Annotated in this window: 23 protein-coding genes, 1 pseudogene and 1 riboswitch; of the genes and pseudogenes, 15 read left to right on the top strand and 9 right to left on the bottom strand. The window is 47.4% G+C overall.

Features of this window, described 5'->3' with window-relative positions; translation table 11 throughout:
- Positions 1–355: 355 nt before the first annotated feature.
- Positions 356–880 (bottom strand): DUF3087 domain-containing protein, encoded by a 525-nt coding sequence (locus tag R7E00_RS20625; protein ID WP_238967345.1) that lies wholly within the window; start codon positions 878–880, stop codon positions 356–358.
- A 158-nt stretch (positions 881–1,038) separates the two neighbouring features.
- Here R7E00_RS20625 and trmY point away from each other — a divergent pair, with 158 nt between their 5' ends.
- Positions 1,039–1,638, top strand: a complete 600-nt coding sequence (gene trmY, locus R7E00_RS20620) for a tRNA (pseudouridine(54)-N(1))-methyltransferase TrmY (RefSeq protein ID WP_017634347.1) — start codon at positions 1,039–1,041, stop codon at positions 1,636–1,638.
- Positions 1,639–1,716: 78 nt separating this feature from the next.
- Here the strand turns inward: trmY and R7E00_RS20615 are convergent, their stop codons facing one another.
- A complete protein-coding gene (locus R7E00_RS20615; protein ID WP_054575237.1) occupies positions 1,717–3,060 on the bottom strand; it encodes a TldD/PmbA family protein in 1,344 nt (447 codons plus the stop codon).
- Entirely contained in the window at positions 3,060–4,445 is a 1,386-nt protein-coding gene (locus R7E00_RS20610; protein WP_054575238.1) for a TldD/PmbA family protein, read from the bottom strand. Before R7E00_RS20610 ends, R7E00_RS20615 begins: the two co-directional genes overlap by 1 nt.
- A gap of 311 nt (positions 4,446–4,756) precedes the next feature.
- Positions 4,757–4,864, top strand: a riboswitch (TPP riboswitch).
- Between the two features lie 97 nt (positions 4,865–4,961).
- On the opposite strand from R7E00_RS20610, the gene thiD reads away from it, so the two are divergent.
- The 8 genes and pseudogenes from thiD (at position 4,962) to R7E00_RS20570 (ending at position 11,468) form a co-directional block, all read left to right on the top strand.
- A complete protein-coding gene (thiD, locus tag R7E00_RS20605; RefSeq protein ID WP_005383329.1) occupies positions 4,962–5,819 on the top strand; it encodes a bifunctional hydroxymethylpyrimidine kinase/phosphomethylpyrimidine kinase in 858 nt (285 codons plus the stop codon).
- Positions 5,809–6,564 (top strand): ABC transporter ATP-binding protein, encoded by a 756-nt coding sequence (locus R7E00_RS20600; protein WP_054575239.1) that lies wholly within the window; start codon positions 5,809–5,811, stop codon positions 6,562–6,564. Before thiD ends, R7E00_RS20600 begins: the two co-directional genes overlap by 11 nt.
- Positions 6,565–6,631: 67 nt before the next feature.
- Positions 6,632–7,357: pseudogene (locus R7E00_RS20595) on the top strand (ABC transporter permease); the annotation flags it as partial.
- 47 nt (positions 7,358–7,404) lie between these two features.
- On the top strand, positions 7,405–8,355 hold the full coding sequence (locus R7E00_RS20590) for an ABC transporter substrate-binding protein (protein WP_054575241.1): 951 nt from the start codon (positions 7,405–7,407) through the stop codon (positions 8,353–8,355).
- 54 nt (positions 8,356–8,409) lie between these two features.
- Positions 8,410–9,078, top strand: coding sequence for a thiaminase II (gene tenA / locus R7E00_RS20585; protein ID WP_054575242.1), 669 nt, complete (start codon positions 8,410–8,412; stop codon positions 9,076–9,078).
- Positions 9,079–9,090: 12 nt separating this feature from the next.
- Positions 9,091–9,882, top strand: a complete 792-nt coding sequence (gene thiM, locus R7E00_RS20580) for a hydroxyethylthiazole kinase (RefSeq protein WP_054575243.1) — start codon at positions 9,091–9,093, stop codon at positions 9,880–9,882.
- 63 nt (positions 9,883–9,945) lie between these two features.
- Positions 9,946–10,560, top strand: coding sequence for a thiamine phosphate synthase (thiE, locus tag R7E00_RS20575; protein ID WP_054575244.1), 615 nt, complete (start codon positions 9,946–9,948; stop codon positions 10,558–10,560).
- Between the two features lie 182 nt (positions 10,561–10,742).
- A complete protein-coding gene (locus tag R7E00_RS20570; protein WP_025768774.1) occupies positions 10,743–11,468 on the top strand; it encodes a phosphatase PAP2 family protein in 726 nt (241 codons plus the stop codon).
- Between the two features lie 69 nt (positions 11,469–11,537).
- Here R7E00_RS20570 and R7E00_RS20565 read toward each other — a convergent pair whose 3' ends face one another.
- Both R7E00_RS20565 and R7E00_RS20560 read right to left on the bottom strand, forming a co-directional pair.
- A complete protein-coding gene (locus tag R7E00_RS20565) occupies positions 11,538–13,985 on the bottom strand; it encodes a trimethylamine-N-oxide reductase 2 (protein ID WP_054575245.1) in 2,448 nt (815 codons plus the stop codon).
- 22 nt (positions 13,986–14,007) lie between these two features.
- A complete protein-coding gene (locus tag R7E00_RS20560; RefSeq protein ID WP_053304006.1) occupies positions 14,008–15,102 on the bottom strand; it encodes a NapC/NirT family cytochrome c in 1,095 nt (364 codons plus the stop codon).
- Between the two features lie 270 nt (positions 15,103–15,372).
- On the opposite strand from R7E00_RS20560, the gene R7E00_RS20555 reads away from it, so the two are divergent.
- The 5 genes from R7E00_RS20555 (at position 15,373) to R7E00_RS20535 (ending at position 18,249) form a co-directional block, all read left to right on the top strand.
- Complete coding sequence (locus R7E00_RS20555) at positions 15,373–15,888, top strand: GNAT family N-acetyltransferase (RefSeq protein WP_054575246.1); 516 nt, start codon at positions 15,373–15,375, stop codon at positions 15,886–15,888.
- A 9-nt stretch (positions 15,889–15,897) separates the two neighbouring features.
- The gene (locus tag R7E00_RS20550; protein ID WP_005383319.1) at positions 15,898–16,629 is read left to right on the top strand and encodes a glucose 1-dehydrogenase; all 732 of its coding nucleotides are present in this window, start codon (positions 15,898–15,900) and stop codon (positions 16,627–16,629) included.
- Position 16,630: 1 nt separating this feature from the next.
- Positions 16,631–17,101: a GNAT family N-acetyltransferase gene (locus tag R7E00_RS20545; protein WP_005374310.1), complete on the top strand. Its 471-nt coding sequence runs from the start codon at positions 16,631–16,633 to the stop codon at positions 17,099–17,101.
- A 119-nt stretch (positions 17,102–17,220) separates the two neighbouring features.
- Entirely contained in the window at positions 17,221–17,688 is a 468-nt protein-coding gene (locus R7E00_RS20540) for an HAD family hydrolase (protein WP_042522353.1), read from the top strand.
- 33 nt (positions 17,689–17,721) lie between these two features.
- On the top strand, positions 17,722–18,249 hold the full coding sequence (locus R7E00_RS20535) for a GNAT family N-acetyltransferase (protein WP_005374314.1): 528 nt from the start codon (positions 17,722–17,724) through the stop codon (positions 18,247–18,249).
- A 37-nt stretch (positions 18,250–18,286) separates the two neighbouring features.
- Here the strand turns inward: R7E00_RS20535 and R7E00_RS20530 are convergent, their stop codons facing one another.
- The 3 genes from R7E00_RS20530 to R7E00_RS20520 all read right to left on the bottom strand — a co-directional run bounded on the left by R7E00_RS20530 (position 18,287) and on the right by R7E00_RS20520 (position 20,284).
- Positions 18,287–18,814, bottom strand: coding sequence for a hypothetical protein (locus tag R7E00_RS20530; protein WP_005374316.1), 528 nt, complete (start codon positions 18,812–18,814; stop codon positions 18,287–18,289).
- A 216-nt stretch (positions 18,815–19,030) separates the two neighbouring features.
- On the bottom strand, positions 19,031–19,318 hold the full coding sequence (locus tag R7E00_RS20525; RefSeq protein WP_005374318.1) for a hypothetical protein: 288 nt from the start codon (positions 19,316–19,318) through the stop codon (positions 19,031–19,033).
- 66 nt (positions 19,319–19,384) lie between these two features.
- Complete coding sequence (locus R7E00_RS20520) at positions 19,385–20,284, bottom strand: DMT family transporter (RefSeq protein WP_213907502.1); 900 nt, start codon at positions 20,282–20,284, stop codon at positions 19,385–19,387.
- Between the two features lie 92 nt (positions 20,285–20,376).
- Between R7E00_RS20520 and R7E00_RS20515 the strand changes: the two genes are divergently transcribed.
- Positions 20,377–21,813, top strand: coding sequence for a PLP-dependent aminotransferase family protein (locus tag R7E00_RS20515; protein ID WP_171345574.1), 1,437 nt, complete (start codon positions 20,377–20,379; stop codon positions 21,811–21,813).
- A gap of 96 nt (positions 21,814–21,909) precedes the next feature.
- Here R7E00_RS20515 and R7E00_RS20510 read toward each other — a convergent pair whose 3' ends face one another.
- Positions 21,910–23,046, bottom strand: coding sequence for a glycerate kinase (locus tag R7E00_RS20510; protein ID WP_042522351.1), 1,137 nt, complete (start codon positions 23,044–23,046; stop codon positions 21,910–21,912).
- Positions 23,047–23,051 lie beyond the last annotated feature (5 nt).

Genomic DNA, 23,051 nt, shown 5'->3' with positions numbered 1-23,051 from the left:
ACCGAGGTATCTAATTGGATTATCATCAACGAGTGCCCACACAGATTGATAGGTCTATATTGTTAAAGAGCTTGCTTCGTAAGCTTTGCTATCGAAGCGGAGGCGTATTCTAAGGAATTAATTTTCAGTGTCAAACACTTTTTCAAATTAATTTTTAGAAGTTTTCTTTCGCCTTCTTGCCAACCGCTTTTGCGTTTCCGCTTTGCCCTGACAACGGAGGCGCATTATAGGGAGATGATTTTTCTTAGCAACCCCTTTTCAGAAAAAAATTCAAAAAAAAGCGTCAAATGATTAAATCTCACTCAAACGCTTATTTTTAGCACTCAGTTGTTAACTTCAAGTAGCAAATAGGCAATCAATATGTGTCTATCCAAGACTCTTCAAAGCCTGTGATATCGAGACTCAGTGATTGCGCCGCTTCGATTTGCTCGATAGCCTCTAGTTCTTTATTTACACTGCTCATCGTTAATGTGTTGTTGTCTAGCTCAAACACTTGGCGTTGCGTGGTGTAATAGAACTTAAGCGTAGTGAGCGCTTTTACATCGTCATTGCTCGCGGCTGCTTTAATGCTTTTTAGTTTACGAAAGGTTTTGTTGTGCAGTTGCTTGAGTTTCCAAACGTACAGCACTTCTTCCATGTATGGTCGAGTTTTAATGTGATTCAATAAAGAGAGGGAAGTTGCAACTGCGAGAACGACACCAATCAAATTCAAATGGAAATTGCCCGTTGATTGTTCTGGTACGACTTCAGTGTTGCCAAACAAAACAATCAACAAGGTACTAAAGGCAAGAGAGGAGATGGCGAGCAACGCAACAAAACCGCCAATCACAAGGTTTACTTTCTTTTTATAAATGTCTTTATTTATCTGTTTGATTTCCATATACCGCTCCTAACAGGTTACCTCTATTTTAACCAGCGCACTCCGCACGACAATCGAAGCTTTGTAAGTAAGTTCACATTTGCTATTAAACTCGCATCCCTTCCCTGCTTGGGTATATACTTCCGCGCATTCACTCTTCCTATATAGAGGCTAAATTCATGCGCTCTTTTGTTTTACGAGCTCGCGCGGCGCCAACCACCAGCAAAGCACTGTTAGAAGGTGTTGGTAATGAAGCGCATACAGAGATTCTTGCTCATACCATGATGAACACTATGTTCGTTGCTCAATCACACCGTGAAGATGTGGTTGTTCACTTGGTTTTGGAAAGCACAAAAGACTTCTCACGCACCATTACTATTCGCTCCAACGACATCACCAACATTGGCGGCTTCCATGAGTCAACCTTGATTGCAGCAGTGGCTCGCGCTTTGGATGCTTCGGTTGGTATGGGTAAAGAGCAACTTCGTGAAGTCGAACCTGGTATTACCGTTCGTACAGTGAGCTTTGAACGCCTAGTACAAGAGCTGGCAGAAGATCACCAACTATATATGTTGGATAAGAAAGGCGAATTTGTTCGTGATGCAGAAATTGGTGAAAATCCATGTTTCTTGCTAACTGACCATATACCGATGCCGAAAAAGTCTTTTAACAGCTTAAAGCGCCTTGGCACAGAGAAGATCAGCTTAGGTCCTAAGATGCTTTTCGCTTCTCAGTGTGTGGTATTGATCCACAATGAGTTGGACATACGCGAATTCTAGTTATTCGCGCACACGTTGCTAGGTAATGAAAGAGGACTCCATTGAGTCCTCTTTTTTGTTTCTATAGGGATGCTAAGTTTACTTACCACCAATGCTCAAACGAGCAAAACGAACGTCTGGCGAGAAGAAAGTTCGGCTATCGTTAATTAACTGAGTATCACCCACTGCCTCAACTTCTTGCAGCATCTTGTAGAAGTTACCCGCTACCGTGATCCCACGAACTGGTTGAACGCGCTCTCCATCACAGCACAAGAAGCCACTCGCACCAAATGAGAAATCACCACTCACTGCATCCGCACCAGAATGGACACCTTGAAGCTCGACTAACTCTAGGTACTCACCCGCTTTTACTTCTGACGCACTGCTGTTGCCTGTCGCAATCACTTTGTGATTCGCTGATACGTCTAGGCTCGATTTTGCACCGCGAGCGGCACTTGCTGTCGAGACTGCGCCCAAGTAACTTGCGGTCTGGCTGTTGTGTAGCAAGGTTTTCAACTCACCATTAGCAATCATGACATTATCTTGAGTAGCGAAGCCTTCACTATCAAAACTCGCGATTGCCATACCATTTGGCATGTAAGCCGTATCAGTAAAGGTAATTAAATCACTCGCAACACGTTGACCAAGCTTGTCACCCAGTGGCGTAATGCCTTTCATCGCGCTTACGCCAGAGAAAGCACTGCCGAAAGCACCGAATAAACTTGCTAGCGCATTGATGTGGAAGATAGCAGGGTAGTTACCCGTCGCAACCGGTGCGCCTTCAAGAAGATCGCGAGCAAGGTTGTAGCCACCCTCGATACAGTAAGCTGGATTCAACTCATCAAAACGGCGACCCAGTGACATTCTACCCGCCATTGACTGTTTGCCGTCTTTTTCAAACAAGGTATACGCGTAACAAGTGAACGAGCGCTCGAAGTGTTGACACAATGTGCCTTGAGTATTGGCAATGATCAGTTGTGTTTCGCCATCGCTGTAACCATTGTAAGGTGCGCTAGAGGCGTGAGGCAGAGCCACTACGCCTTGCTCAAGAGCGAGAGACAGTTCGATTTTTTCGTCAACAGAAGTTGTATCTTCTTGCGCAATCTCAGCAACATCAGTCGCGATTTGACTGTTCACGCAACTAATCGTCTGATGTTCATCTTGCTTGGAAAAGCGAGCGCTTTGCAGTGCGTTGGTCAGCATCAAATCCAAGCTTGGTTGCTCTAACGACTCAGAATAGCTTGTTGCAACACGCGCATCTTTCACAACACGAACACCCAGAACTTGGCTTGAGCTTACTTTGTACTCATCCAGCTTTCCTTGGTTCGCTTTCAAAGAAAAGCTACTGTTACGGTTTACAATGACGTCCGCTTCTGCACCTTGGCGTTTTGCTTCTGATAGGACGTAATCAACCGCATTAAGAAGTTGTTGTTCTTGGCTCATTAGTTACCGCCTCCTACCAGAATGTTATCTACTTTCAGCGTTGGCTGACCGACAGTTGTTGGTACTGAACCACTCACGGAACCACACATGCCCGGCGCAAGCGCCATGTCTTTGCCGACCATGCTGATTTCTTTCAACACTTTTGGACCCGTGCTGATCAGCGTTGCTGTTTTCAGAGGCTTGGTGATTTTGCCATTTTCAATGAGGTAGGCTTCACGAACAGCAAAGTTAAACTCCCCCGTACCCGGTTGAACAGAGCCACCGCCCATCTTCTTCGCATAGATACCACGTTCGATGCCTGCCAGCATGTCATTAAGTGAATGCTCGCCCTCTTCGATAAAGGTGTTACGCATGCGCGAGGTTGGTGCGAACTTGTAGTTTTGACGACGACCAGAACCCGTAGGCTCATAACCTGTCTTCATGCCACCCATTTTATCGACCATGAAGCTGGTTAGCTTACCGTCTTTGATCAGTTGAGTGCGCTGAGTCTTCATACCTTCATCATCAATGTGAATCGAGCCCCATTCGTTGGTCATGGTGCCATCATCGACTGCATTCACTGCGGTGTGAGCAACCATTTCGCCCATCTTGTCGTGGAAGACTGATGCTTTCTTCGCAACTGAAGTGGTTTCTAGCAAGTGACCACATGCTTCATGGAAGATAACGCCGCCAAAGCCGTTACCAATCACCACCGGCATTTCACCCGATGGACAAGCATCCGCGCCAAGTTTTACTAACGCTTGCTGCGCGATAGTTTGACCTAGCTCTTTGGCATCAAGCTGTTCACTGAATTCCCAACCAGCAAGAGCGCCAGGACCTTCCATACCAGAAGACTGCTCATTACCTTTTTGCGCGACAGTGTTACCAGCAACACGAATGTAGTGGCGAGTATCGTCAACGTGTAGACCTTCTGAGTTGAAGATAGACACTTGTTGCTCGCGCTGAAGAACGCTGCCAATAAACTGGCTGATATGCTCACTCTCAGCACGTGCGGCTTGGTCAACTTTCAATAGAAACGCGATTTTTGAATCTAGGTTAGCATCCTTACTTAGCGACATGCGGCAACCATGTTGGATTGGGTAGCGGTTCAAATTCAAAGAACCCGCTGACGCGATTTGCTCACGCTTGTCTTTTGCAGCAAGCAGCGAGGTTACGCGCTTTAGTTCGGCTTCATCTGTGCTGTTGGTGTAACCGTAAAGCACCTTATGACCGAAAAAAAGACGAATACCGATACCAAAATCGATACCCGAGTTAACCTTATCCACTTCACCAGATGCGATCTGGACAGTGTTGGTTTGGTGATGTTCAACGAATAGTTCAGCGAAATCAGCCCCCAAAAAGAGTGCATGATCGATCACTGACTTCGCTGTTACAGAATTAAGCATGAAGTCTCCTTGCTCGATGATCGTCTTAGCCTTCCTAATTAACTGTGAAAAAGTTCAACAAAGTTAAATTGGCAACACGTTAAATTTTAACAGTTTTTTAACCTTGTTTTGTGCTAATCCTTGCTTAACGAGACCACGATTATTTATTAAATATTCCAGGTTCTGCTCATTCACCAGAGCGTTGCACTAGTAAATTCCACCCAGCAAACCATTTAGGTGCTTACTTTATCACTCACCTCGCATAATTGAATACTCATTATAATTACGCTCAAAAAACGTATCCCTTCCGCAATGGTCCTGCTATCATCCGAACGAAATAGTCGGGGGGCCACACGACAAGTGTTGGCTGAGATCGAAATTCGAGACCCGTTGAACCTGATTCAGTTAGCACTGACGTAGGGAACTATGCACACTTTGCCTTTCGTCGCCCCTCTTAGGTAAGCGATAGCGATCGAAAAATCGATCTATCTGCAACGGTCAAAGTCAGTTCCTATACGTCTTGTAGTAGGAGCGACCATGACGCAGCAATCACAACCTCATTCACATCACACGCCAGCCTTGCCTACCCCTATCGTATTGACCATCGCGGGCTCAGACAGTGGTGGCGGTGCAGGTATTCAAGCCGACATCAAAGCGATGTCCGCAACCGGCAGTTTTGCTTGCTCGGTAATCACGGCGATTACTTCGCAAAATACCCAAGGCGTTTCTGCGATTTTCCCCATTCCTCTCGACCATGTAGAGAGCCAACTTGATGCAGTATTTACCGACCTCAACATCGTTGCAGTCAAAGTGGGCATGCTGGCAGATTCCAACATCATCAAAGTCGTTGCAGACAAAATTAAACAATACCAGCCAAAACACCTCGTGATTGACCCTGTGATGGTGGCCACCAGCGGCGATCTATTACTGGAACAGTCGGCAATCAGCACTTTAAAAGAAGAATTGATTCCGCTCGCAGACATCATTACCCCTAACCTACCCGAAGGCGCAGCATTGACGGGTAAGCCAATGCCTCAATCAGAATCTGAAATGAACGATATGATTACCGACCTTCGTGCGCTTGGCGCCAAAGCTATTCTGCTCAAAGGCGGTCACCTTGAAGAAAATGAAAACAGCAACGATCTGCTTATCATGCAAGACAGTGCCGAGTTAATTAGCGCCAAGCGATTTCCAACCAAAAACACTCATGGCACAGGCTGTACACTTTCTTCCGCCATTGCGTCTTATCTTGGCCAAGGCAACAATCTGCACAAAGCGGTGCACCTTGGTAAGCAGTACATCAGCCAAGCTATCGCGCACGCTGATGAACTGGATGTCGGTAAAGGTCACGGCCCTGTGAACCACTTTTTTGCGGGTCATACTTATGTTCGCTAACGCGATTGGCATTCAGCTTTCCGATGCTAGCCTGCGATACAAAGATAGCCAAACACCGACTTTAGCAGGAATGAACATGACCATTCCCGTCGGTAAATGGACGGTATTACTCGGACGAAGTGGCTGCGGGAAAACCACAATATTGCGTTACTTAGCTGGCCTACTGGATGACCAAGTTGACTGGCATGGCGAACTCATCACAACGGATGGCGCTGCACTGCATGACCGTATCGCTTACATGGCTCAGCAGGATTTATTGCTACCGTGGTTGAATGTGTTAGACAACGTCTGCCTCAGTTCTCGATTTTCTCAAGAGCAAGCACCAGAGCAAAATAGACAACGTGCACTGGCTTTACTAAACCAAGTAAAACTCGCCGATTACGCGGATGCTAAGCCAACTCAGCTCTCTGGCGGCATGAGACAACGTGTTGCCCTTGCTCGCACTCTGATGCAAGACAAGCCTCTGGTTCTGATGGATGAGCCTTTCTCTGCGTTGGACGCGGTTACTCGCCATAAGTTGCAGACCTTGTCTGCCGAATTACTGAAAGATAAGACCGTTGTTCTTATTACCCACGACCCACAAGAAGCGGTGCGATTAGCTCACCAACTCTATGTACTGCAAGGTACGCCTGCGCAAGCTCAGCACTTGGTTGTTCCGGATTCCAAGCCACCACGAGTTCTCGATGGAGAGTGCGCCGCGCTTCAACAAGCGATTTTGGATCAATTGGAGAAAGACTATGAGTGATATGACTCAGTACAACTCCGTTTCGGCACGTATTGGTAAAAAAGAACGCGTGACCCATCAAGCTCTGCGCTTGGTAATCAGCACTGCGGTGATCTTGGGATTGTGGCAGTTGGTTGTGGTGGTATTCGACATGCCAGGCTTCATCTTACCTTCACCAATTGAAGTGCTGGATAGATTGGTCACTCGTTACGATATCCTGCTCAAACATACTTGGGTTACTGCGCAAGAGATCTTACTTGGCTTGGCGCTTGGATTATCGATGGGTTTGCTGTTCGCATTGCAAATGCTGATGTTTGAGCCGCTGAAGCGTTGGTTACTGCCTATTCTGATTGCTAGCCAAGCGATCCCTGTGTTCGCCATCGCGCCAGTGCTCATGCTTTGGCTGGGTTACGGTATTGCATCGAAAGTCGTCATGGCAGCGATCATCATCTTTTTCCCCGTCACGACATGTTGCTATGACGGCTTACGCAATACACCAACAGGTTACCTCGATCTTGCCAAGACCATGGGCGCGTCGAAATGGCAGCTACTTCGTCATATTCAATTGCCAGCCGCGCTACCAACGTTAGCTTCAGGTATTCGTGTTGCCGTCGTTATTGCGCCAATTGGAGCAGTGGTCGGTGAGTGGGTAGGTTCAAGTGAAGGCTTGGGTTATCTGATGCTCCAAGCTAACGCTCGCATGATCATTGACGAGATGTTTGCGGCGCTGTTTATCCTCGCCGTGCTGTCTATCTCACTCTACTTCATCACCGATAAATTATTGAAAAAAGCCATCCCTTGGGAAAGCAAGTAATTACAGAAAATAACCAAAGAAAATTGGGAAAGAAAAGGAAGAACCCCGTGAATAAAAACAAACTTGTGAGCGCTGCTGCTCTACTCGCTTCAGTGGTATCAACCAACGTGCTTGCAGCTGAAAAAGAGATGACACTGATGTTGGATTGGTTCGTCAATCCAAACCATGGTCCTATCGTGATTGCCAAAGAGCGCGGTTACTTCAAAGAACAAGGTTTGAAGGTCAACATTCAAGAGCCTGCAGATCCAAGTACGCCACCTAAGTTGGTCGCTGCTGGCAAGGTCGACATGGCGATTTCTTACCAGCCAAGCCTAACTATCGATGTCGCGGCGGGTTTGCCATTAATCCGCTCTGCGACTTTGATTGCTACGCCACTCAACACGCTGATGGTGTTGGACAACGGTAAGAATGAAAACCTTGGCGACTTAAAAGGTAAGAAGATCGGTATTGCGATCGCAGGCAACGAAGAAGCAACAATCGGCACTATGTTAGCTCAAGAGAATGTGAAGTTTTCTGACGTACAAATCATCAACGTAGGTTGGGCGCTATCTTCGTCTCTTGCGTCTGGCAAGGTGGATGCGATTTGGGGTGGTCTACGTAACTTCGAAACCAACCAACTTGCACTAGAAGGTTATAAAGCTAAAGCCTTCTTCCCTGAAGAACACGGCGTGCCAGCGTATGACGAGTTAGTCTTCGTAGCCAATGCAAAAACCTACGACAAAGAAGCCATCAAGGCATTCAACAAAGCACTGGAGCAAGCGACCACTTACATCGTTAACCATCCAAAAGAATCTTGGAAAGAGTTTGTGGCTTATTCACCAGACACCCTCAACAACGAGCTTAACCAGCGCGCTTGGAATGACACACTAACTCGTTTCGCTCTTCGTCCATCTGCAGTAGATCTGAAACGCTACGATGATTATGCCGAGTTCATGTATTCACAAAACATCATCGAAACACTGCCAAAAGCGAAAGATTACGTACCGAGCTTTGACTAATTCTACTGGCCTTAGGATCTAAGCCTAGGGTCTTTTGATAACGAGATACCCATAATGAAATACCAAGATTTGATCGACGCTTGCCACCAAGATTGGCAAGAATACACTGAGCATGCTTTCGTGCAGCAATTGGCGCAAGGCACTCTGGCTCAGCCTTGTTTTCTACATTACCTAAAACAGGATTTTCTTTTCCTAAAACAGTACGCACGAGCTTACGCATTAGCGATCTACAAAGCGCGTACTTTGGATGACATGCGCCGTGCCCTACCAAGCGTACATGCATTGCTAGATTCTGAAATCGCCCACCACGTGACTTACTGTGAGCAATGGGGACTGACGGAATCCAACTTAGAAAACGAGCCAGAAGATTTCGGCACAGTAGCTTACACCCGTTATGTATTGGATGCTGGCATGACGGGCGATCTTGTTGATCTATACGCGGCACTAGCGCCATGCTCTATCGGTTATGCCGTTATCGGTAAGATGCTGATTGAAGATGAAAAGACAGTAATCGAAGGCAATCCATACGCAAGTTGGATTAATCTCTACGGTGGTGAGGAGTTCCAATCTGGTGTCGCAAAAGGTGCAGAACACTTTAACCAGTTATTGGCGGAAATCGACATCAATAGTCAGCGTGGTCAAAACCTGATTCAGGTATTCAAAACTGCAACGCGTATGGAAGTAGCATTCTGGCAACAAGGTCTGAATGCTCAGCAAGATTAATCGGAGAGTCTCATGTTAATTGAACAAATCACCCAAGCATTAACCGCAGTACGCCAGCAAAAGCCATTAGTCGTCAACATCACTAACTACGTGGTGATGAACAACACGGCAAACGCGCTATTGGCTATCGGCGCTTCTCCAATCATGGCGCACTCCAAGCAGGAAATGGCAGAGATGATGTCGTTCGCGGGCTCACTGGTTATCAACATTGGTACCTTAGACAGCGTTTGGACACCTCGTATGAGCTATGCCGTAGAGCAAGCCAATGCCAATGGTAAAATCGTTATACTCGACCCAGTCGGTTGCGGAGCAAGCTCACTACGTACAGAGACATCACGTGAAATCGCACGCCTTGCAAACAAGTTAATCATTCGTGGTAATGCGTCCGAAAGCATTGCTCTCGCTGGTGAGCAAGCACAAAGCAAAGGTGTAGATGCACTCGACAGTAGTGATGCAGCCCTTGGGGCGGCTCACTTCTTAGTTGAAGAATACGGAGCGAGCGTGGTGATCTCCGGCGAAACTGACTACATCGTGACAAAAGAGCAAACCGTCCAGCTGAATAATGGTCACGAGATGATGCCTTACGTAACGGGCATGGGCTGCACACTAACGGCACTGACTGGCGCTTTCGCAGCAATCGGCGACGAAACGGGCCTTGCTGCGGCAGCGGTGCTTGGCGTTGTGGGTGAAATTGCGGCTGAGCAAGCGCGAGGGCCAGGTAGCTTGCAAATGCATCTTTTGGATGAGCTTTACCAACTGGATGAAGAAACACTGGCAACACGCCTTAAATTACAAGTGAGATAAATCGCTTCTCAATGCTTTAAACGCCTCTCACTCCAACGAAAGTGGGAGGCGAAAGGAAACACAATGAACGCCTATCGTTTGTATTTGGTCACCGACGACCAACAAGATTTAGCCACACTAAAACGTGTCGTGAGAAAAGCCGTGGAAGGTGGCGTGACCATGGTACAAGTCCGCGAAAAACACGGCGATGTGCGTGCGTTTATCGAACGTGCTCAAGCCGTCAAAGACATCCTTAAAGATACCGATGTTCCTTTGATCATCAATGACCGCGTAGATGTCGCACTGGCTGTCGATGCTGATGGGGTTCACCTCGGGCAATCAGACATGCCCGCAACTATCGCTCGTGAGTTGATTGGACCAAACAAAATCCTCGGCTTATCCATCGAAAATGAAGAGCAGCTTGCAGAAGCGGACTCTCTGCCGATTGATTACATCGGTTTGAGCGCGATCTTCGCGACGCCAACCAAAACCAACACCAAAAAACATTGGGGTATTGATGGTTTGAAGATGGCGCTGAACACCACGCCCTTACCAATCGTCGCGATTGGTGGCATCAACGAAACCAACATTCCTGCCCTGAGTGCGACAGGTGTGCATGGTTTGGCTTTGGTTTCTGCCATTTGTCATGCAGAAAACCCAACCAAAGCAGCAGAGTACTTACTTTCTCTGATGGATTAAGGCCCCAACGCTTAAGGATGAGCGCCTTTACCCTCCGGATAAATGTCATCAATTCATCACTCAACCTTCATTCTCTCGTCAAATTGACAGAGCGTTGATAAGTTTTTCACGCCAGATAACGTAAGATAAGCCCCTTATTTTCACGTGGTTGAATAACCCTCAATAAAAACAAAACGCTCTCAATGAAAACCAAAAAATATGGATTGATGATGCTCGCCTTGTTTGTTCTTGGCATCATCCCAATGTCGCTGTTTGGCTCTTATCACAATCTCACTTCACAGGTGCCTGAAAGTCTGGGTATTACTTTTACTTTGCTCACAGATTCTGCTGGTAGCAAAGGTTTTTTAATTACGTTAACACTGCTACTGCTTTCTTTATTTCGCTTTAAACCAAGTCGCATTGAGTGGATACAAAAACTCTCAATGTTAGGGTTGTTACTGGTGATTGGTTTTGCCAGCAAAACGGGGCTAAAACTGATGACAGAAAGCCCGCGTCCCTACGCCGAACTGCTTGCTGCAGAGCAATTGATTGAGCACCCAGAAGCGTTTTATCAGTTGGATACAAAGCAGCAAGCCAACGTAATTAACCAGATTTCTGAACACGTCAGTGATTGGCGAACGCGCCATTGGCAAGGCGAGAAAGACTATTCTTTCCCATCCGGCCATACGATTTTCGTTTCGATTTGTTTGGCTTTCTTTGGTGGTTTGTTCTTACAGAACAAGTGCTATATCTCTGCACTGTCATTGTGGATGTGGGGAATGAGCGTCGCATATAGCCGCTTATGGCTGGGCATGCATCGCCCTGAAGATTTAATAGGCTCGGTCTTGTTTGTCGCGATTGTATTTACTTTACTCCCGACATTTCAGATTAAGAAACAGATGCCGTTTGTTTCTCTCGCTTCGCGCTAATGTGAACGATGACTAGATAAAAAGAAGCCAGCGATTCGCTGGCTTCTTGCTTTCAATCGCTACTTTTTTCTAGCCATTTCTTGGTGGTTCAAACGCTGTTAGTTCTAATTCTGGGCCAGTGTATTTTTCAATACGAACCAGTGCCGAGTTCGCCGCACAGCCGTTTGCAAGTCGAGAGGTCGGAATATCCAACGTTAACACGTTACAACCGCCGTTCTTACAAATGCCGGTTTTAGGATCCAAATCCGGCCAACCGCCTTCATGAATACACACTGAACCTTGCTTGATTCGGTCAGTCACTTCTGCACCAACCAATACTTGGCCACGGTTGTTAAACGCACGAACTAGATCGCCCGTTTTAATACCACGCGCTTTCGCATCTTCAGGGTGAATCCAAATAGGTTCACGGTTTGCAATTGCGTACTCTTCGCGAATCTTCGCGTAGTTGAATTGGCTGTGTAGACGATGCGCTGCGTGCGCGGTCATTAGCTGCAACTCGCCATCTTTCGCAGTACCCGTGTACTCGGTTGGTGCCATCCACGTTGGATGTGGAGGACAGTCTTCCAACTGATAGCCTTCAATGGTTTTCGAGAAGATTTCGATCTTACCACTTGGTGTACCGAGTGGATTCATGATCGGGTCTTCACGGAAATCTGCGTAACGAACAAACTGTGCGTTCTTCTCGTTCCACTTCATCTCGATCAGTTGGTTATCTTCCCAGAACTTGCTGAAGTTCGGCATTGCTACGCGAGAGCCACGGCCACCTTGTTGCGCCGCCTTGTAGAAGCCGTACAGCCATTCCATTTCGGTTTTGCCTTCGGTGTATACGTCACGGCCACCCGGAGCTAGCATCTCTGCCATGTCCGCGAATACATCGAAGTCATTACGCGCTTCACCTTGCGGCTCAACCACTTGCTTCATTGGCACCAAGTGTTGGTTACTGTAGTCACCCGTCATCGTTAAGTCGTTACGCTCGAACGATGTGGTGATTGGCAGAACAATGTCCGCGTGCTTCGCAGCCGCCGTCCAGTAAGGCTCTGAAATCACGATCAGCTCAGGCTTTTGCCACGCTTTGATCAGACGGTTGGTGTCTTGGTGGTGAGTAAAGTTCGCACCACCTGCCCACCAAATCATCTTGATGTCCGGGAACGTCAGTTCATGACCGTTATGATGGTAGGATTGACCTGGGTTTTCCAACGCCTCGACAATACGCGCCACAGGGAAGCTTTGCACCGCGCCAGACACCGCCCAGTCGTTCCCCGCAGAAGAGCCGCCACCCAGCGATGCCGAAATCGCAGGAAGTACGCCAGCATCACGAGCAGGGTTACCACCGTTTGAGTAGTGATAAGAGAAACCAAAACCACCGCCCGGTAAACCGATTTGACCCAACATCGTTGCCAGTGTAACCAGCATCCAGTGACGCTGCTCACCGTATTGTTGGCGCTGCATGCCCCAACCCGCCATCAGCATGGTGCGGTTTTTACTGAAGATGTCAGCCAGTAGCTCAAGTTGCTTCGCAGGTACGCCACAGATTTGTGATGCCCATTCTGCTGATTTTTCTACGCCGTCTTCTTCGCCCATCAGGTACGCTTCAAACTTGTCGTAACCTGCGGTGTATTTATCGAGGAAGGCTTTATCGTGCTTACCTTGTTTCACCAAGGTGTGTGCGATACCCATCATCATTGCCACGTCGGTCATTGGGTGAGGAGCAATCCACTCCGCATTCTCGCCAAAGAATTCAATGGTTTCAGAACGAATAGGGTCAATCGCAATAACCGTCTTGCCTGATTTTTTCAATTGATGGAAGAATTCAAGACCAGCACAGTCTGTTGAGCTCCACGCGATTTTTAGAGTGTTGATCGGGTTTAAGCCCCAAAGCACAACCACATCGCTGTACTCTAGTACCACTGGGTACGTGGTTTGCTGCTCGTATACTTCGATAGAGCCCACAACGTGCGGCATGATGACCTGCGCAGCACCCGTTGAGTAGTCACCCAAGTGGCCTGAATAGCCACCCGCCATGCTCATGTAACGTTGCAGTAAGGTTTGTGCTTTGTGCAGCACGCCACTTGAACGCCAGCCGTAAGAACCAGCAAACACAGAAGCCGGGCCATATTCTTTACGAATGCGCATGTGCTGCTCGTGTATCAGCTTGTAAGCTTCATCCCAAGACACCCGTACAAATTCATCGCTGCCACGAACTCCTTCGGGAGCTGATGGGTTTGCCAAGTAACCTTTGCGAACCATTGGGTACTTAACACGCGCTTTAGTGTGCACTTGGTCAGGACCGGTGCTTTGTAGGCTGTTTGGTACCGTTTGTGGCAATGCGTTCGTGGTTGAAACCAGCTTACCGTCTTGCACTTCACACAGCATTGGGCCCATGCGGCCCGCTGTCAAAATGCCCTTGCCACGCTGGTTTGAAGACGCAACAGACATAGGTGCAAATGAAGTGAATGCCATTGCACCAGCCGCCATACCAGTGCCTTTTAGAAATCCGCGACGGGTCATATTAGTCATAATCTTATCCTTCTATTTATCGTTAGTGACCAACCACATCTTTCGCGTGGTGCTGGAAGAACTTGGTTAGAATTTCTAGGTTCTCGGCTGAAATATCAGTTCGATCACCCATACTTTTCGCTACCGGTCCCCATGCATTCACTGTGAAGTGATTTGAAGGAATTTTCGCGTGACAAGTTGCACAGTAAACGTTGTCCAACTCTTCTGCGTATGACCATACTGGTTCAAGCGTGTCAACAACTGGAGAATCAATAGCGCCAGTTAGAGAAACCGCGCGCCATTCGTTGCCGTAAACATCTGCCTCAAATTCACCAGTTTCAAGCGCTTGTTGGCCTTGCTCTGTTAGCGTTGCTACGATGGCACGTTGACCTTCTCCCATGTAAAGCACTTGCTCTGCGCCTTTCATTTGGAATGCGTTCAACTTAACAGTGCGGTTGTCGCCTTCAGAGCTGATTACTTCCAACTTCGTCGTTGGGTTAATTTTACCCATCTCACCCATTGCGATTTCAGTCACAGGGTAAACGACTTTGGCACCAGGTGATGTTTTTGTGGTGAAGCTCATCAACGTTTCAAATGCCTTGCTGTCTAGCTCTGCTTCTGGTGCAAAGTGCGCCACACCTTTATGACAATCGATACACGTTTGATCGTTTGCTTTCGCGTAAGCGTGCATCTTCGCCGCATCACGTGATTGCTCAAACTCTTCCATTGCATCGAAATCATGACACGAACGACACGTCGCTGAATCATTTTCACGGAACTGAGCCCATACCGTTTCAGCCATATCTTTACGATGTGCTTCATATTTCTCTGGCGTGTCGATCTTACCTGTCACAAATTCATGGTAGATATCTTTCGACGCGCGAATTTTGGTGATCAGGTAATCCATTGGTTCTTGAGGAATATGACAGTCAGAACATTCCGCGCGAATGCCTTTCGCATTACTGAAGTGCACTGAGCCTTGGTACTCTTTGTAAGGGGTTTCCATAGAGTGGCACGAGAGACAAAATTCAGTATCTGAGGTGTAATGCATTACTACCGCACTCCCCCCCAAAGTTAACCAGCCCACACCAATGCCGGCAGCAACCAGCAGGGCAACATATCGTTTTTTTATTGACATAATTAGCAACACTTCCAAATAAAATGTAATTATAGGTCGCAAGTTACTACTTTATGGGTAGTCCTCTCTTGATCCACATCATTTCCGTGTTGCTCTGTATGCCTCAAGTATGAAATTTTGTTATTTGCATCTCAAAGATGAATATATGGCAATAATCCATTACCCAGCCAACTATTTACCACATAAATCACTTTTATGAATGCAACTATTTGATTAAACAGATAAGAGGATGAGAGACTGAATCTCCACATTGATGCAGTAAGGACACGCATGTCAGTTTATATCGAGACGCACAGAAGCCAATTAAGACCCATCAAAGCCAGTGACTGGGAACTCTTTCAACGATTACTCTCCGAACAAGAGGTTATTGCGCTCTGTTTCGATCGTCCCAGCGAAACAGAAATAAGAGAAAAATTTGCTTCGCGATTATTACCATGGACCCCAAATTGCCAGCATTGGCTTTGCCTTGTAATACTCGATAAGCAATCTGAACAACCCATCGGCATCACTGGCTTTGCTATTGAAAACGGTAAGGCAGAGGTAGGTTACTTACTTTTGCCGGAATTTCATGACCAACAGTTTGGAACAGAAACTCTTCAAGCGCTTCTATACTGGGCAACCTCGACACATAACATCAACCACTTTTCCGCGACGGTCACTGAAGGCAATATTGCGTCAGAACGTGTCCTGATAAAATGTGGTTTCGAACTCATTGAGGTCATTCCAGACGCATACCAAATTGGTGGCAAACCCTACGCCGATAAAATCTACTCACTACAAAAATAAGGACGTATTTTGAATAAAGTAGTCATCATTACCGGCGCAAGCCGAGGCATTGGAGCCGCAGCGGCGAAAAAGCTGGCCGAGCAAGGCTATCGCGTTTGCGTTAATTACCGCACTCAGCAAGAGGCCGCCGACCAAGTTGTGGCAGAAATACAAGCAAACGGTGGCAAAGCGATTGCCATCGCCGCAGACGTAGCCGATGAGAAGCAAGTGCTCTCCTTGTTTGATGAAACAGAACGTGAATTTGGTGCAGTGACGCACTTGGTCAACAACGTTGGCATCCTATTTACTCAATCGCCTTTGTCAGAAATCAGCTTGGAACGCTTTCAGAAAGTAATGAACACCAATGTGAATAGCTGTTTTCTCTGCTGTCGAGAAGCGGCGAAGCGATTCAGTGCAGGCGGTGCAATTGTGAATGTCTCCTCTGGAGCGTCGCGCTCAGGCGCGCCATTTGAGTATGTCGATTACGCCACATCAAAAGGCGCGATGGATACCTTAACTAAAGGGCTCTCGCTAGAGTTGGCAGAGCGCAATATTCGCGTCAATGGCGTTCGACCTGGTTTCATTTACACTGATATGCATGCCGACGGCGGAGAACCAAACCGAGTAGATAGACTCAGCCCTCAAATTCCTCTTAAACGCGGTGGCACGGTAGAAGAAGTGGCAAATGCGATCGCTTGGCTATTAAGTGACGAAGCCTCTTATGTCACAGGATCATTTATCGATATTGCAGGGGGCAGATAGAATGCAAGTCCATATCCGACAAGCGATTCCCGATGATTTAGACGGAATTTTTCAGCTTAATTTTCAAATTAATTCACTGCATTTTGCGAATGCGCCAGAAGCCTTTGTTGCGCCTTCAGAAGCTGACCGTGAATTTCTTGCACAAGCACTAGAGAACAAAGAGCGACTCTTTTTGATTGCCGAACGCGAACAGCAAATTCTCGGCTTCTTAACCGCGATGATCACCCAAAACGACACCGTCAGTTTTCTGATCAAAGACCCAATTTGTCGCGTGGGAACAATTGTTGTCGATGAAGCGCAAAAGCAGCAAGGAATCGGCCGCCAACTGCTCCAAGCCTGTGAGCAATGGGCGCGCGATGCCAATGCCACACAAGTTCGATTGGAAGTGATGGAATTCAATCAGCCAGCACAGCGCTTTTACGATAATCAAGGTTTTAAAACTAACTCACGCATTATGCTGAAACATTTGTAACGATAAAGACAATTAAGCGCTTTTCACGACTAAACCCACCTAAATCGCATTTATCGATGCAATTTACCCCCCTGATTTTAGAAAAAGACGATATGATGTGCGGATAAGGAGATTCGAACATGATTTATCTTTTCGATTGGGGGAACACCTTGATGGTAGATTTCCCTCACGCACAAGGAAAAATGTGCGATTGGGAACACGTAGAAGCAGTTCCTCAAGCCAGAAAAACACTGGCAATACTTTCCCAAAATCATCCCATCTACATTGCGACCAGTGCATCTGATTCCAACATGGAAGAGGTTCAGCGTGCATTTGTTCGCGTCGACTTAGACCAATACTTAAATGGCTATTTTTGTTTTGCCAACCTCGGTATCGCTAAACACCAACCTGAGTTTTATCTCGCCATCGCAAAACAGTTAGGGGTTAACGTGAGTGGAATAACCATGGTTGGCGATTTACCTCACAAAGATATTTACCCTGCGATGAAAGCGGGCGTAAACACAATTTGGTTTAACCCAACGGGCGCTGATGCACCAGCCGAAGCCATTCCTAACCAAATTCGTTGTTTATCTGAGCTTATCCCCTAACCGTTACTAACCTGCACTAATCAAGGAAGATGAATGCAAATCAGATCCATCAAGGTGAGCGATATCGCGCGCTTCACCGCGCTGTGGAATCGAGTGTACTCCGAAGGGGAATTTTTGATTTCTCCTGCACCCGATAACGCAACGCTTCGCAGAATCCTGCAACGTGTGGAAAACGAGTCCATCCCTCAGTTTGTCGCGTTTGACCGCCAAAAACTTATCGGTAGTGTTGAAATCTACCCAGCTGAGATGTGCGGTTACGAAAGAGGGCAACGCCTTCGCGTCGGTATTCTTGGTATTCACATCGACAAAAACTACCGAGGCAAAGGATTGGGGCGGAAACTATTGGCAGTCGCGATCGCACGTGGTTGGGAATTTGGTTACGACCAAATCGCACTCTACGTATACACAACCAACACACCAGCGATTGCTTTATATGAACGGTTTGGATTTGAACATCAGGGGGAACTTGGGGAAGTGACCTTGCCAAATGGTAAAGTCTTGATGAGTCAAAAAATGGTATTGTATAAAGCGCAAAGCCCTTCGAAAAACCCCGATTTGTAGACTCACGATAACCGTTGTTCGCAACACTTATTCGGGATTAACACCCTTGAGTCACATACCCTCGAACAATTGAATCGTTAGAGGCTTGATTCACGTAGTAGAAATAGCATGCTTCTTCTGCCAGTGTGTAACCTTGCGGCCAAATGTACACCACGCGATCAACACCCGATTTATCTAAGAACTGATAATCAGGAATAGCGACAAAATGAGCACTGTTTGGGTGCTGCTGACCGATGATGCAAAAATCACTGCCTTTGCACGGCACGTCAATTTTCGAATAACCTCTGGCTGGTAGATCGATTTCTAACAAAGCTCGAATACTATCGGCACTCGCTTCTGGCATGCCTTTGCGTGTTTTGACATGTCGGTCAATGTAGTGAACGTGCTCTTGGCCGTAAGCGTTATCAATCACTGATTGAGCATGAAAGAATTTGAGAGCCGTACCCAAAGAAGACTGAGAACTGTGCAGCATCGCAGCGTATGCTTGGCGATGAATATCGAGTAGTACTGGTAAAGCAGCTAATGCGATGAAAGCCAAAGTGGTAAGCACTATGGTGATTTCCATCAGCGTAAATCCATTTGATTTCACGTTTCTTATCTCAACTAGCCCAAGACAATAGCCCCACATCCATGTGAGACCGAGCCAATGTATCGCCAATTTCTTACGATTAAAGGCTTAAGGGGTAAGAAGAGACAAACACCACTCAAACTTGAGAACAGCAGCCAAAGAGCAGTGTAACAAAACGACGCTATGTGTCAGATATTAGACGGTTTTTACTCTCTAGTTACTGAGTAAAGGCACATTATTTCGCACCAGACCACGACGAACATTCGTGCACATTTTGCCAAAACGACGAATCTCATCGAACTGCGGAACAATGCCGCGCTCCATGGCTGACTCCCAATAAGTGACTTCTGAATCGACCATTTCCAACAATTTCTTCGGACAGCCAATGCACTGCCCTTCTGGTCCACATACAAACGTTTCTGGTTCATAAATTGGTAGTTCCGCTTTTACTTGCTCGATGATGCTACGCATGGCGGTCATTCGATCTGGCTTTACCTTCATCATTCTGCTCCACGGATTAAGATGAAGCAGATTGTACCCACTGATACGCAAATGTCCCTACCCAATTTAGGTATATTCTGTTTGAATCGATTTCTTTATCGTCAGATCCGGCTTTTTAACCACCAAATACACCGCCGTAGCTGCCAGTACGAAACCAGAAATCCCCATCCAATCAAATGACTCTCCAAACGCGAGCCAAGCCTGAATCGCCGTCGTTGGCGGCACCAGGTAGAATACAGAAGCTACGCTCGATGCAGCACCGTTCTTAACCATGTACAGCAGCAGTAGAATAGCTACACAAGAGAGCACGACGACCAACCACAACACAGTCAAAATAAACTCCAGTTCCCACTGCACTTGCATGGTTTCAAACTGCATCGCAACGGGCAGAAACATGACGAGCGCGGCCAAATATTGCACCGTCGCACCACCCACCATATCCACTTGTTGGCAATGTTTTTTCTGATAAAGCGTCCCTAGCGTGATACCAACCAAAGCCAACAAACACAAACCAATGGCCAACACTTTATGCTGCTCGGATTGCCACTCCATTTTGCCCATCAACACCATAGCGATACCGACAAAACCAAGAGCCAAACCCAACCATTGCGAGGGTTTAAATTCCTCACGAACAAACACCACCAGCAAAGCCGCGGTTAAAATCGGTTGAATACCCACCAGCAACGAACTCAACCCAGCAGGCATACCCAAGGCGATAGCGAAATAAGTACCGCCCAGATAGAAACCGTGGATCAACGCACCAACCACACAGCTGTGCCAAAAATCTTTTCCTGTCGGCAACCTTCTACGCAATACCGCCACAAGAACCAAAAACAATAAGACATTGAATGCCATACGGATAGAAAGTAGTGTCGCTGGCTCGGCATATTGCAAACCAAAACGCGCACCAACGAATCCAGAAGCCCAAAGGATGACAAATACAAAAGGGATGGCTCGGATTAACATGATCGCCTCACTCACGCTTGTTTTATGTTTTGAGATACTGCTAATGTAATTAGGTACAGTGTTTTCAAAAAGTGACAGATGGAAGTGTTTTTATGGGTACAGATTTATTGGGAAGCGGTGAAGGGAATAAGTACCTCGTGGTGGAAAAACACCTCAAACAAGCCATTAATGATGGCGTTTATCAGGCGGATGATCGACTGCCCTCCATTCGCTCGTTGAGCCAAGAATTAAGCGTCAGCAAAAACACCGTGATTCGTGCGTATCAAGAGTTGGAAGCGCAAAACTTGGTGTACTCGGTTCCCAAATCGGGTTATCGAGTTAAAATCGCCTTGCCGACCTCTCGCTCAATTCCGGATCCGACTCGTGTGGATTTGCTCTCGATCTGCAAAGAAATCCTTACTTATCCTGAATACCAAGAGCGTTTGCCTACCGGTTCTGCCCACCCAAACATTGACTCCCCCGCGATCAAAAGCTTGTACGCCGAGATCGGCCGCCACAGCCGCCAGCAAACGCATGTACCGAGCCATTACCAATTACCACCCGGTGATCACCTCTTAATCAAACAACTGGCGAAAATCACACAAGATTTGGGCACGCCAGCCAAGTTGGATGAGATCATGGTGACGCACGGCGCGCAACAAGCCATTAGCCTAGCGCTGCGCGCAACGACACAAAAAGGCGATATCGTCGCGGTGGAGTCCCCTTGCTATTTTGGCAACTTATTGATGCTAGAATCACTCGGCCTCAAAGTGGTGGAAATTCCGAGTTGCCCACGCGACGGTATGTGCCCCGAAGCCTTAGCAAAAGCAATGGCGACATGGGACATAAAAGCGATCATCGTAACGCCAAACTTCACCAATCCAACTGGTGCCATGATGCCGCTAGAAAAGCGCCAGCGATTGCTCTTGGCATCTGGCAATATTCCTATTATCGAAGACGATGTGTTTGGCGGGTTAAGCTATGACAAGCCGTTACCAAGCTTGAGATTGCTCGATGACAAGCAACGCGTAATTTACGTGAATTCGTTATCCAAAACGCTCGATTCGCGTTTGAGAATTGGTTGGATGTTGGCGGGGCGATATCGAGATCAGATTGAGCAATATCTACTGTGTGAGAACATGGGCAGTTTGAACCTGATGCAATCCGCCGTGGCAACGTTTCTAACGTCAGGCAAGTATCGAACGCATACTGCGCGAATGGGTCGGGTTTATCAAAACAACATGCGCCGATTTATCCAGATGCTTCATCAATACTTGGATGAATACGAACCTCTAAAAAATCGATACCAGATCAACGCCGTGCAAGGTTCGTTCTTGCTTTGGTTGCGACTGCCCGAAGACACGGACAGCTATGCGTTGTATCAAGCATGCAATAAGCACAGAATCAGCCTACTTCCCGGCACCGTATTTGGCACTCAAGGGCAATATCGGCATTGCGTACGCCTCAGCGTGGCAAACTTTGGTCATGAAACCGATTGGAGTCACGCGATGCAAACACTGGCAAAATTGATAGCAAAGCATGCCTGTTAACTCGCTCTTACTAAATGAACTTATGCCGACACACGCAAACAGGTAACAACAAAAAACTCCACGCAAAGGTGGAGTTTTCTCGTATCGTTATCGCCCTCAGTGCGACTTAATTTGCCACATTCTCGCGACGTTTTCGGCTAAATTGGCAACGTTGACGTCGGCCTCTTTCATGGCCTCAGGTAAGCTCATCGCCCTTGGTACACAAGCAAACACCGCATCAATGCCGCACTCATAAACCGCCTGATAGTTGTCGCCCACACAGCCTGCTAATGCAATGACTGGTAAATTACACTGCTTGGCGACCTGAGCAACGCCCATCGGCGTTTTGCCATGTGCGGTTTGATGATCGATTCGACCCTCGCCTGTAAATACGATATCCGCATCCGCAACATGCTGAGCAAGTTTGACCGTTTCAAGCACAATCTCAATTCCCGGTTGCAAACGTGCTGGCGTGTACCCGAGCAAGGCCGCGCCCATACCACCAGCAGCACCCGCCCCTTCACGAGTCAGTACATGCTTACCCGTCGCTTGTTCCGTCAACTCGCCAAACTTGCGCAATGCGTTATCGAGCAGAGTAACGTCTGATACGGTCGCTCCCTTTTGAGGGCCAAAGATAGCCGACGCGCCTTTGTCACCACAGAGTGGGTTATCAACATCGCACGCTACCAACACTTCGCAAGTTGCTAAGCGAGGATCAAGACCAGAAATATCGATGGACGCAAGCGCCGCTAACCCGCCTCCATTTGGGGTAATTGCATGACCAGATTCATCAAGAAACGCCACCCCCAACGCGGTCAACATGCCCACGCCACCATCATTGGTAGCGCTGCCGCCCAAACCAATGATTAAGCGTTGAATGCCTCTGTCTAGCGCGTGTTTGATCAGCTGTCCGGTACCAATGCTACTGGTCAGTTTTGGGTCGCGAGCGTCACTCGGCACAAGGTGCAGCCCACTGGCCTCCGCCATTTCAATAACTGCGGTTTCGCCGTCGCCGAGGATGCCATAAAACGCTTCAACATCATTCCCTAATGGCGCGGTCACTGTTGTGAAGACTTGTTCGCCTTGAGTTGCATCTATCAAAGATTGAACCGTGCCTTCGCCACCGTCTGCGACCGGAACCGTAACAAACTCAGCATCATGCCATACGCGAGCAAGACCCGTTTTGATCGCCTCGCTCACTTGTTTGGCGGTTAAGCTTTCTTTAAATGAATCAGGTGCAATTACCACTTTCATACGTA

The organism is Vibrio sp. Vb1755 (assembly GCF_033338635.1).
GTDB lineage: Bacteria > Pseudomonadota > Gammaproteobacteria > Enterobacterales > Vibrionaceae > Vibrio > Vibrio alginolyticus.
The sequence above is the reverse complement of the archived record's forward strand: the minus strand, read 5'-3'. Positions and strand labels throughout refer to the sequence as shown.

Excerpts from the sequence above, each read along its gene's own strand:
- R7E00_RS20545 (WP_005374310.1), top strand. The coding sequence starts at position 16,631 with ATGCAAGTCCATATCCGACAAGCGATTCCCGATGATTTAGACGGAATT.
- thiD (WP_005383329.1), top strand. The coding sequence starts at position 4,962 with ATGACGCAGCAATCACAACCTCATTCACATCACACGCCAGCCTTGCCT.
- R7E00_RS20555 (WP_054575246.1), top strand. The coding sequence starts at position 15,373 with ATGTCAGTTTATATCGAGACGCACAGAAGCCAATTAAGACCCATCAAA.
- R7E00_RS20510 (WP_042522351.1), bottom strand. The coding sequence starts at position 23,046 with ATGAAAGTGGTAATTGCACCTGATTCATTTAAAGAAAGCTTAACCGCC.
- tenA (WP_054575242.1), top strand. The coding sequence starts at position 8,410 with ATGAAATACCAAGATTTGATCGACGCTTGCCACCAAGATTGGCAAGAA.
- R7E00_RS20615 (WP_054575237.1), bottom strand. The coding sequence starts at position 3,060 with ATGAGCCAAGAACAACAACTTCTTAATGCGGTTGATTACGTCCTATCA.
- R7E00_RS20560 (WP_053304006.1), bottom strand. The coding sequence starts at position 15,102 with ATGTCAATAAAAAAACGATATGTTGCCCTGCTGGTTGCTGCCGGCATT.
- R7E00_RS20535 (WP_005374314.1), top strand. The coding sequence starts at position 17,722 with ATGCAAATCAGATCCATCAAGGTGAGCGATATCGCGCGCTTCACCGCG.
- trmY (WP_017634347.1), top strand. The coding sequence starts at position 1,039 with ATGCGCTCTTTTGTTTTACGAGCTCGCGCGGCGCCAACCACCAGCAAA.
- R7E00_RS20525 (WP_005374318.1), bottom strand. The coding sequence starts at position 19,318 with ATGAAGGTAAAGCCAGATCGAATGACCGCCATGCGTAGCATCATCGAG.
- R7E00_RS20600 (WP_054575239.1), top strand. The coding sequence starts at position 5,809 with ATGTTCGCTAACGCGATTGGCATTCAGCTTTCCGATGCTAGCCTGCGA.
- thiE (WP_054575244.1), top strand. The coding sequence starts at position 9,946 with ATGAACGCCTATCGTTTGTATTTGGTCACCGACGACCAACAAGATTTA.
- thiM (WP_054575243.1), top strand. The coding sequence starts at position 9,091 with ATGTTAATTGAACAAATCACCCAAGCATTAACCGCAGTACGCCAGCAA.
- R7E00_RS20565 (WP_054575245.1), bottom strand. The coding sequence starts at position 13,985 with ATGACTAATATGACCCGTCGCGGATTTCTAAAAGGCACTGGTATGGCG.
- R7E00_RS20540 (WP_042522353.1), top strand. The coding sequence starts at position 17,221 with ATGATTTATCTTTTCGATTGGGGGAACACCTTGATGGTAGATTTCCCT.
- R7E00_RS20515 (WP_171345574.1), top strand. The coding sequence starts at position 20,377 with ATGGGTACAGATTTATTGGGAAGCGGTGAAGGGAATAAGTACCTCGTG.
- R7E00_RS20610 (WP_054575238.1), bottom strand. The coding sequence starts at position 4,445 with ATGCTTAATTCTGTAACAGCGAAGTCAGTGATCGATCATGCACTCTTT.
- R7E00_RS20570 (WP_025768774.1), top strand. The coding sequence starts at position 10,743 with ATGAAAACCAAAAAATATGGATTGATGATGCTCGCCTTGTTTGTTCTT.
- R7E00_RS20530 (WP_005374316.1), bottom strand. The coding sequence starts at position 18,814 with ATGGAAATCACCATAGTGCTTACCACTTTGGCTTTCATCGCATTAGCT.
- R7E00_RS20625 (WP_238967345.1), bottom strand. The coding sequence starts at position 880 with ATGGAAATCAAACAGATAAATAAAGACATTTATAAAAAGAAAGTAAAC.
- R7E00_RS20520 (WP_213907502.1), bottom strand. The coding sequence starts at position 20,284 with ATGTTAATCCGAGCCATCCCTTTTGTATTTGTCATCCTTTGGGCTTCT.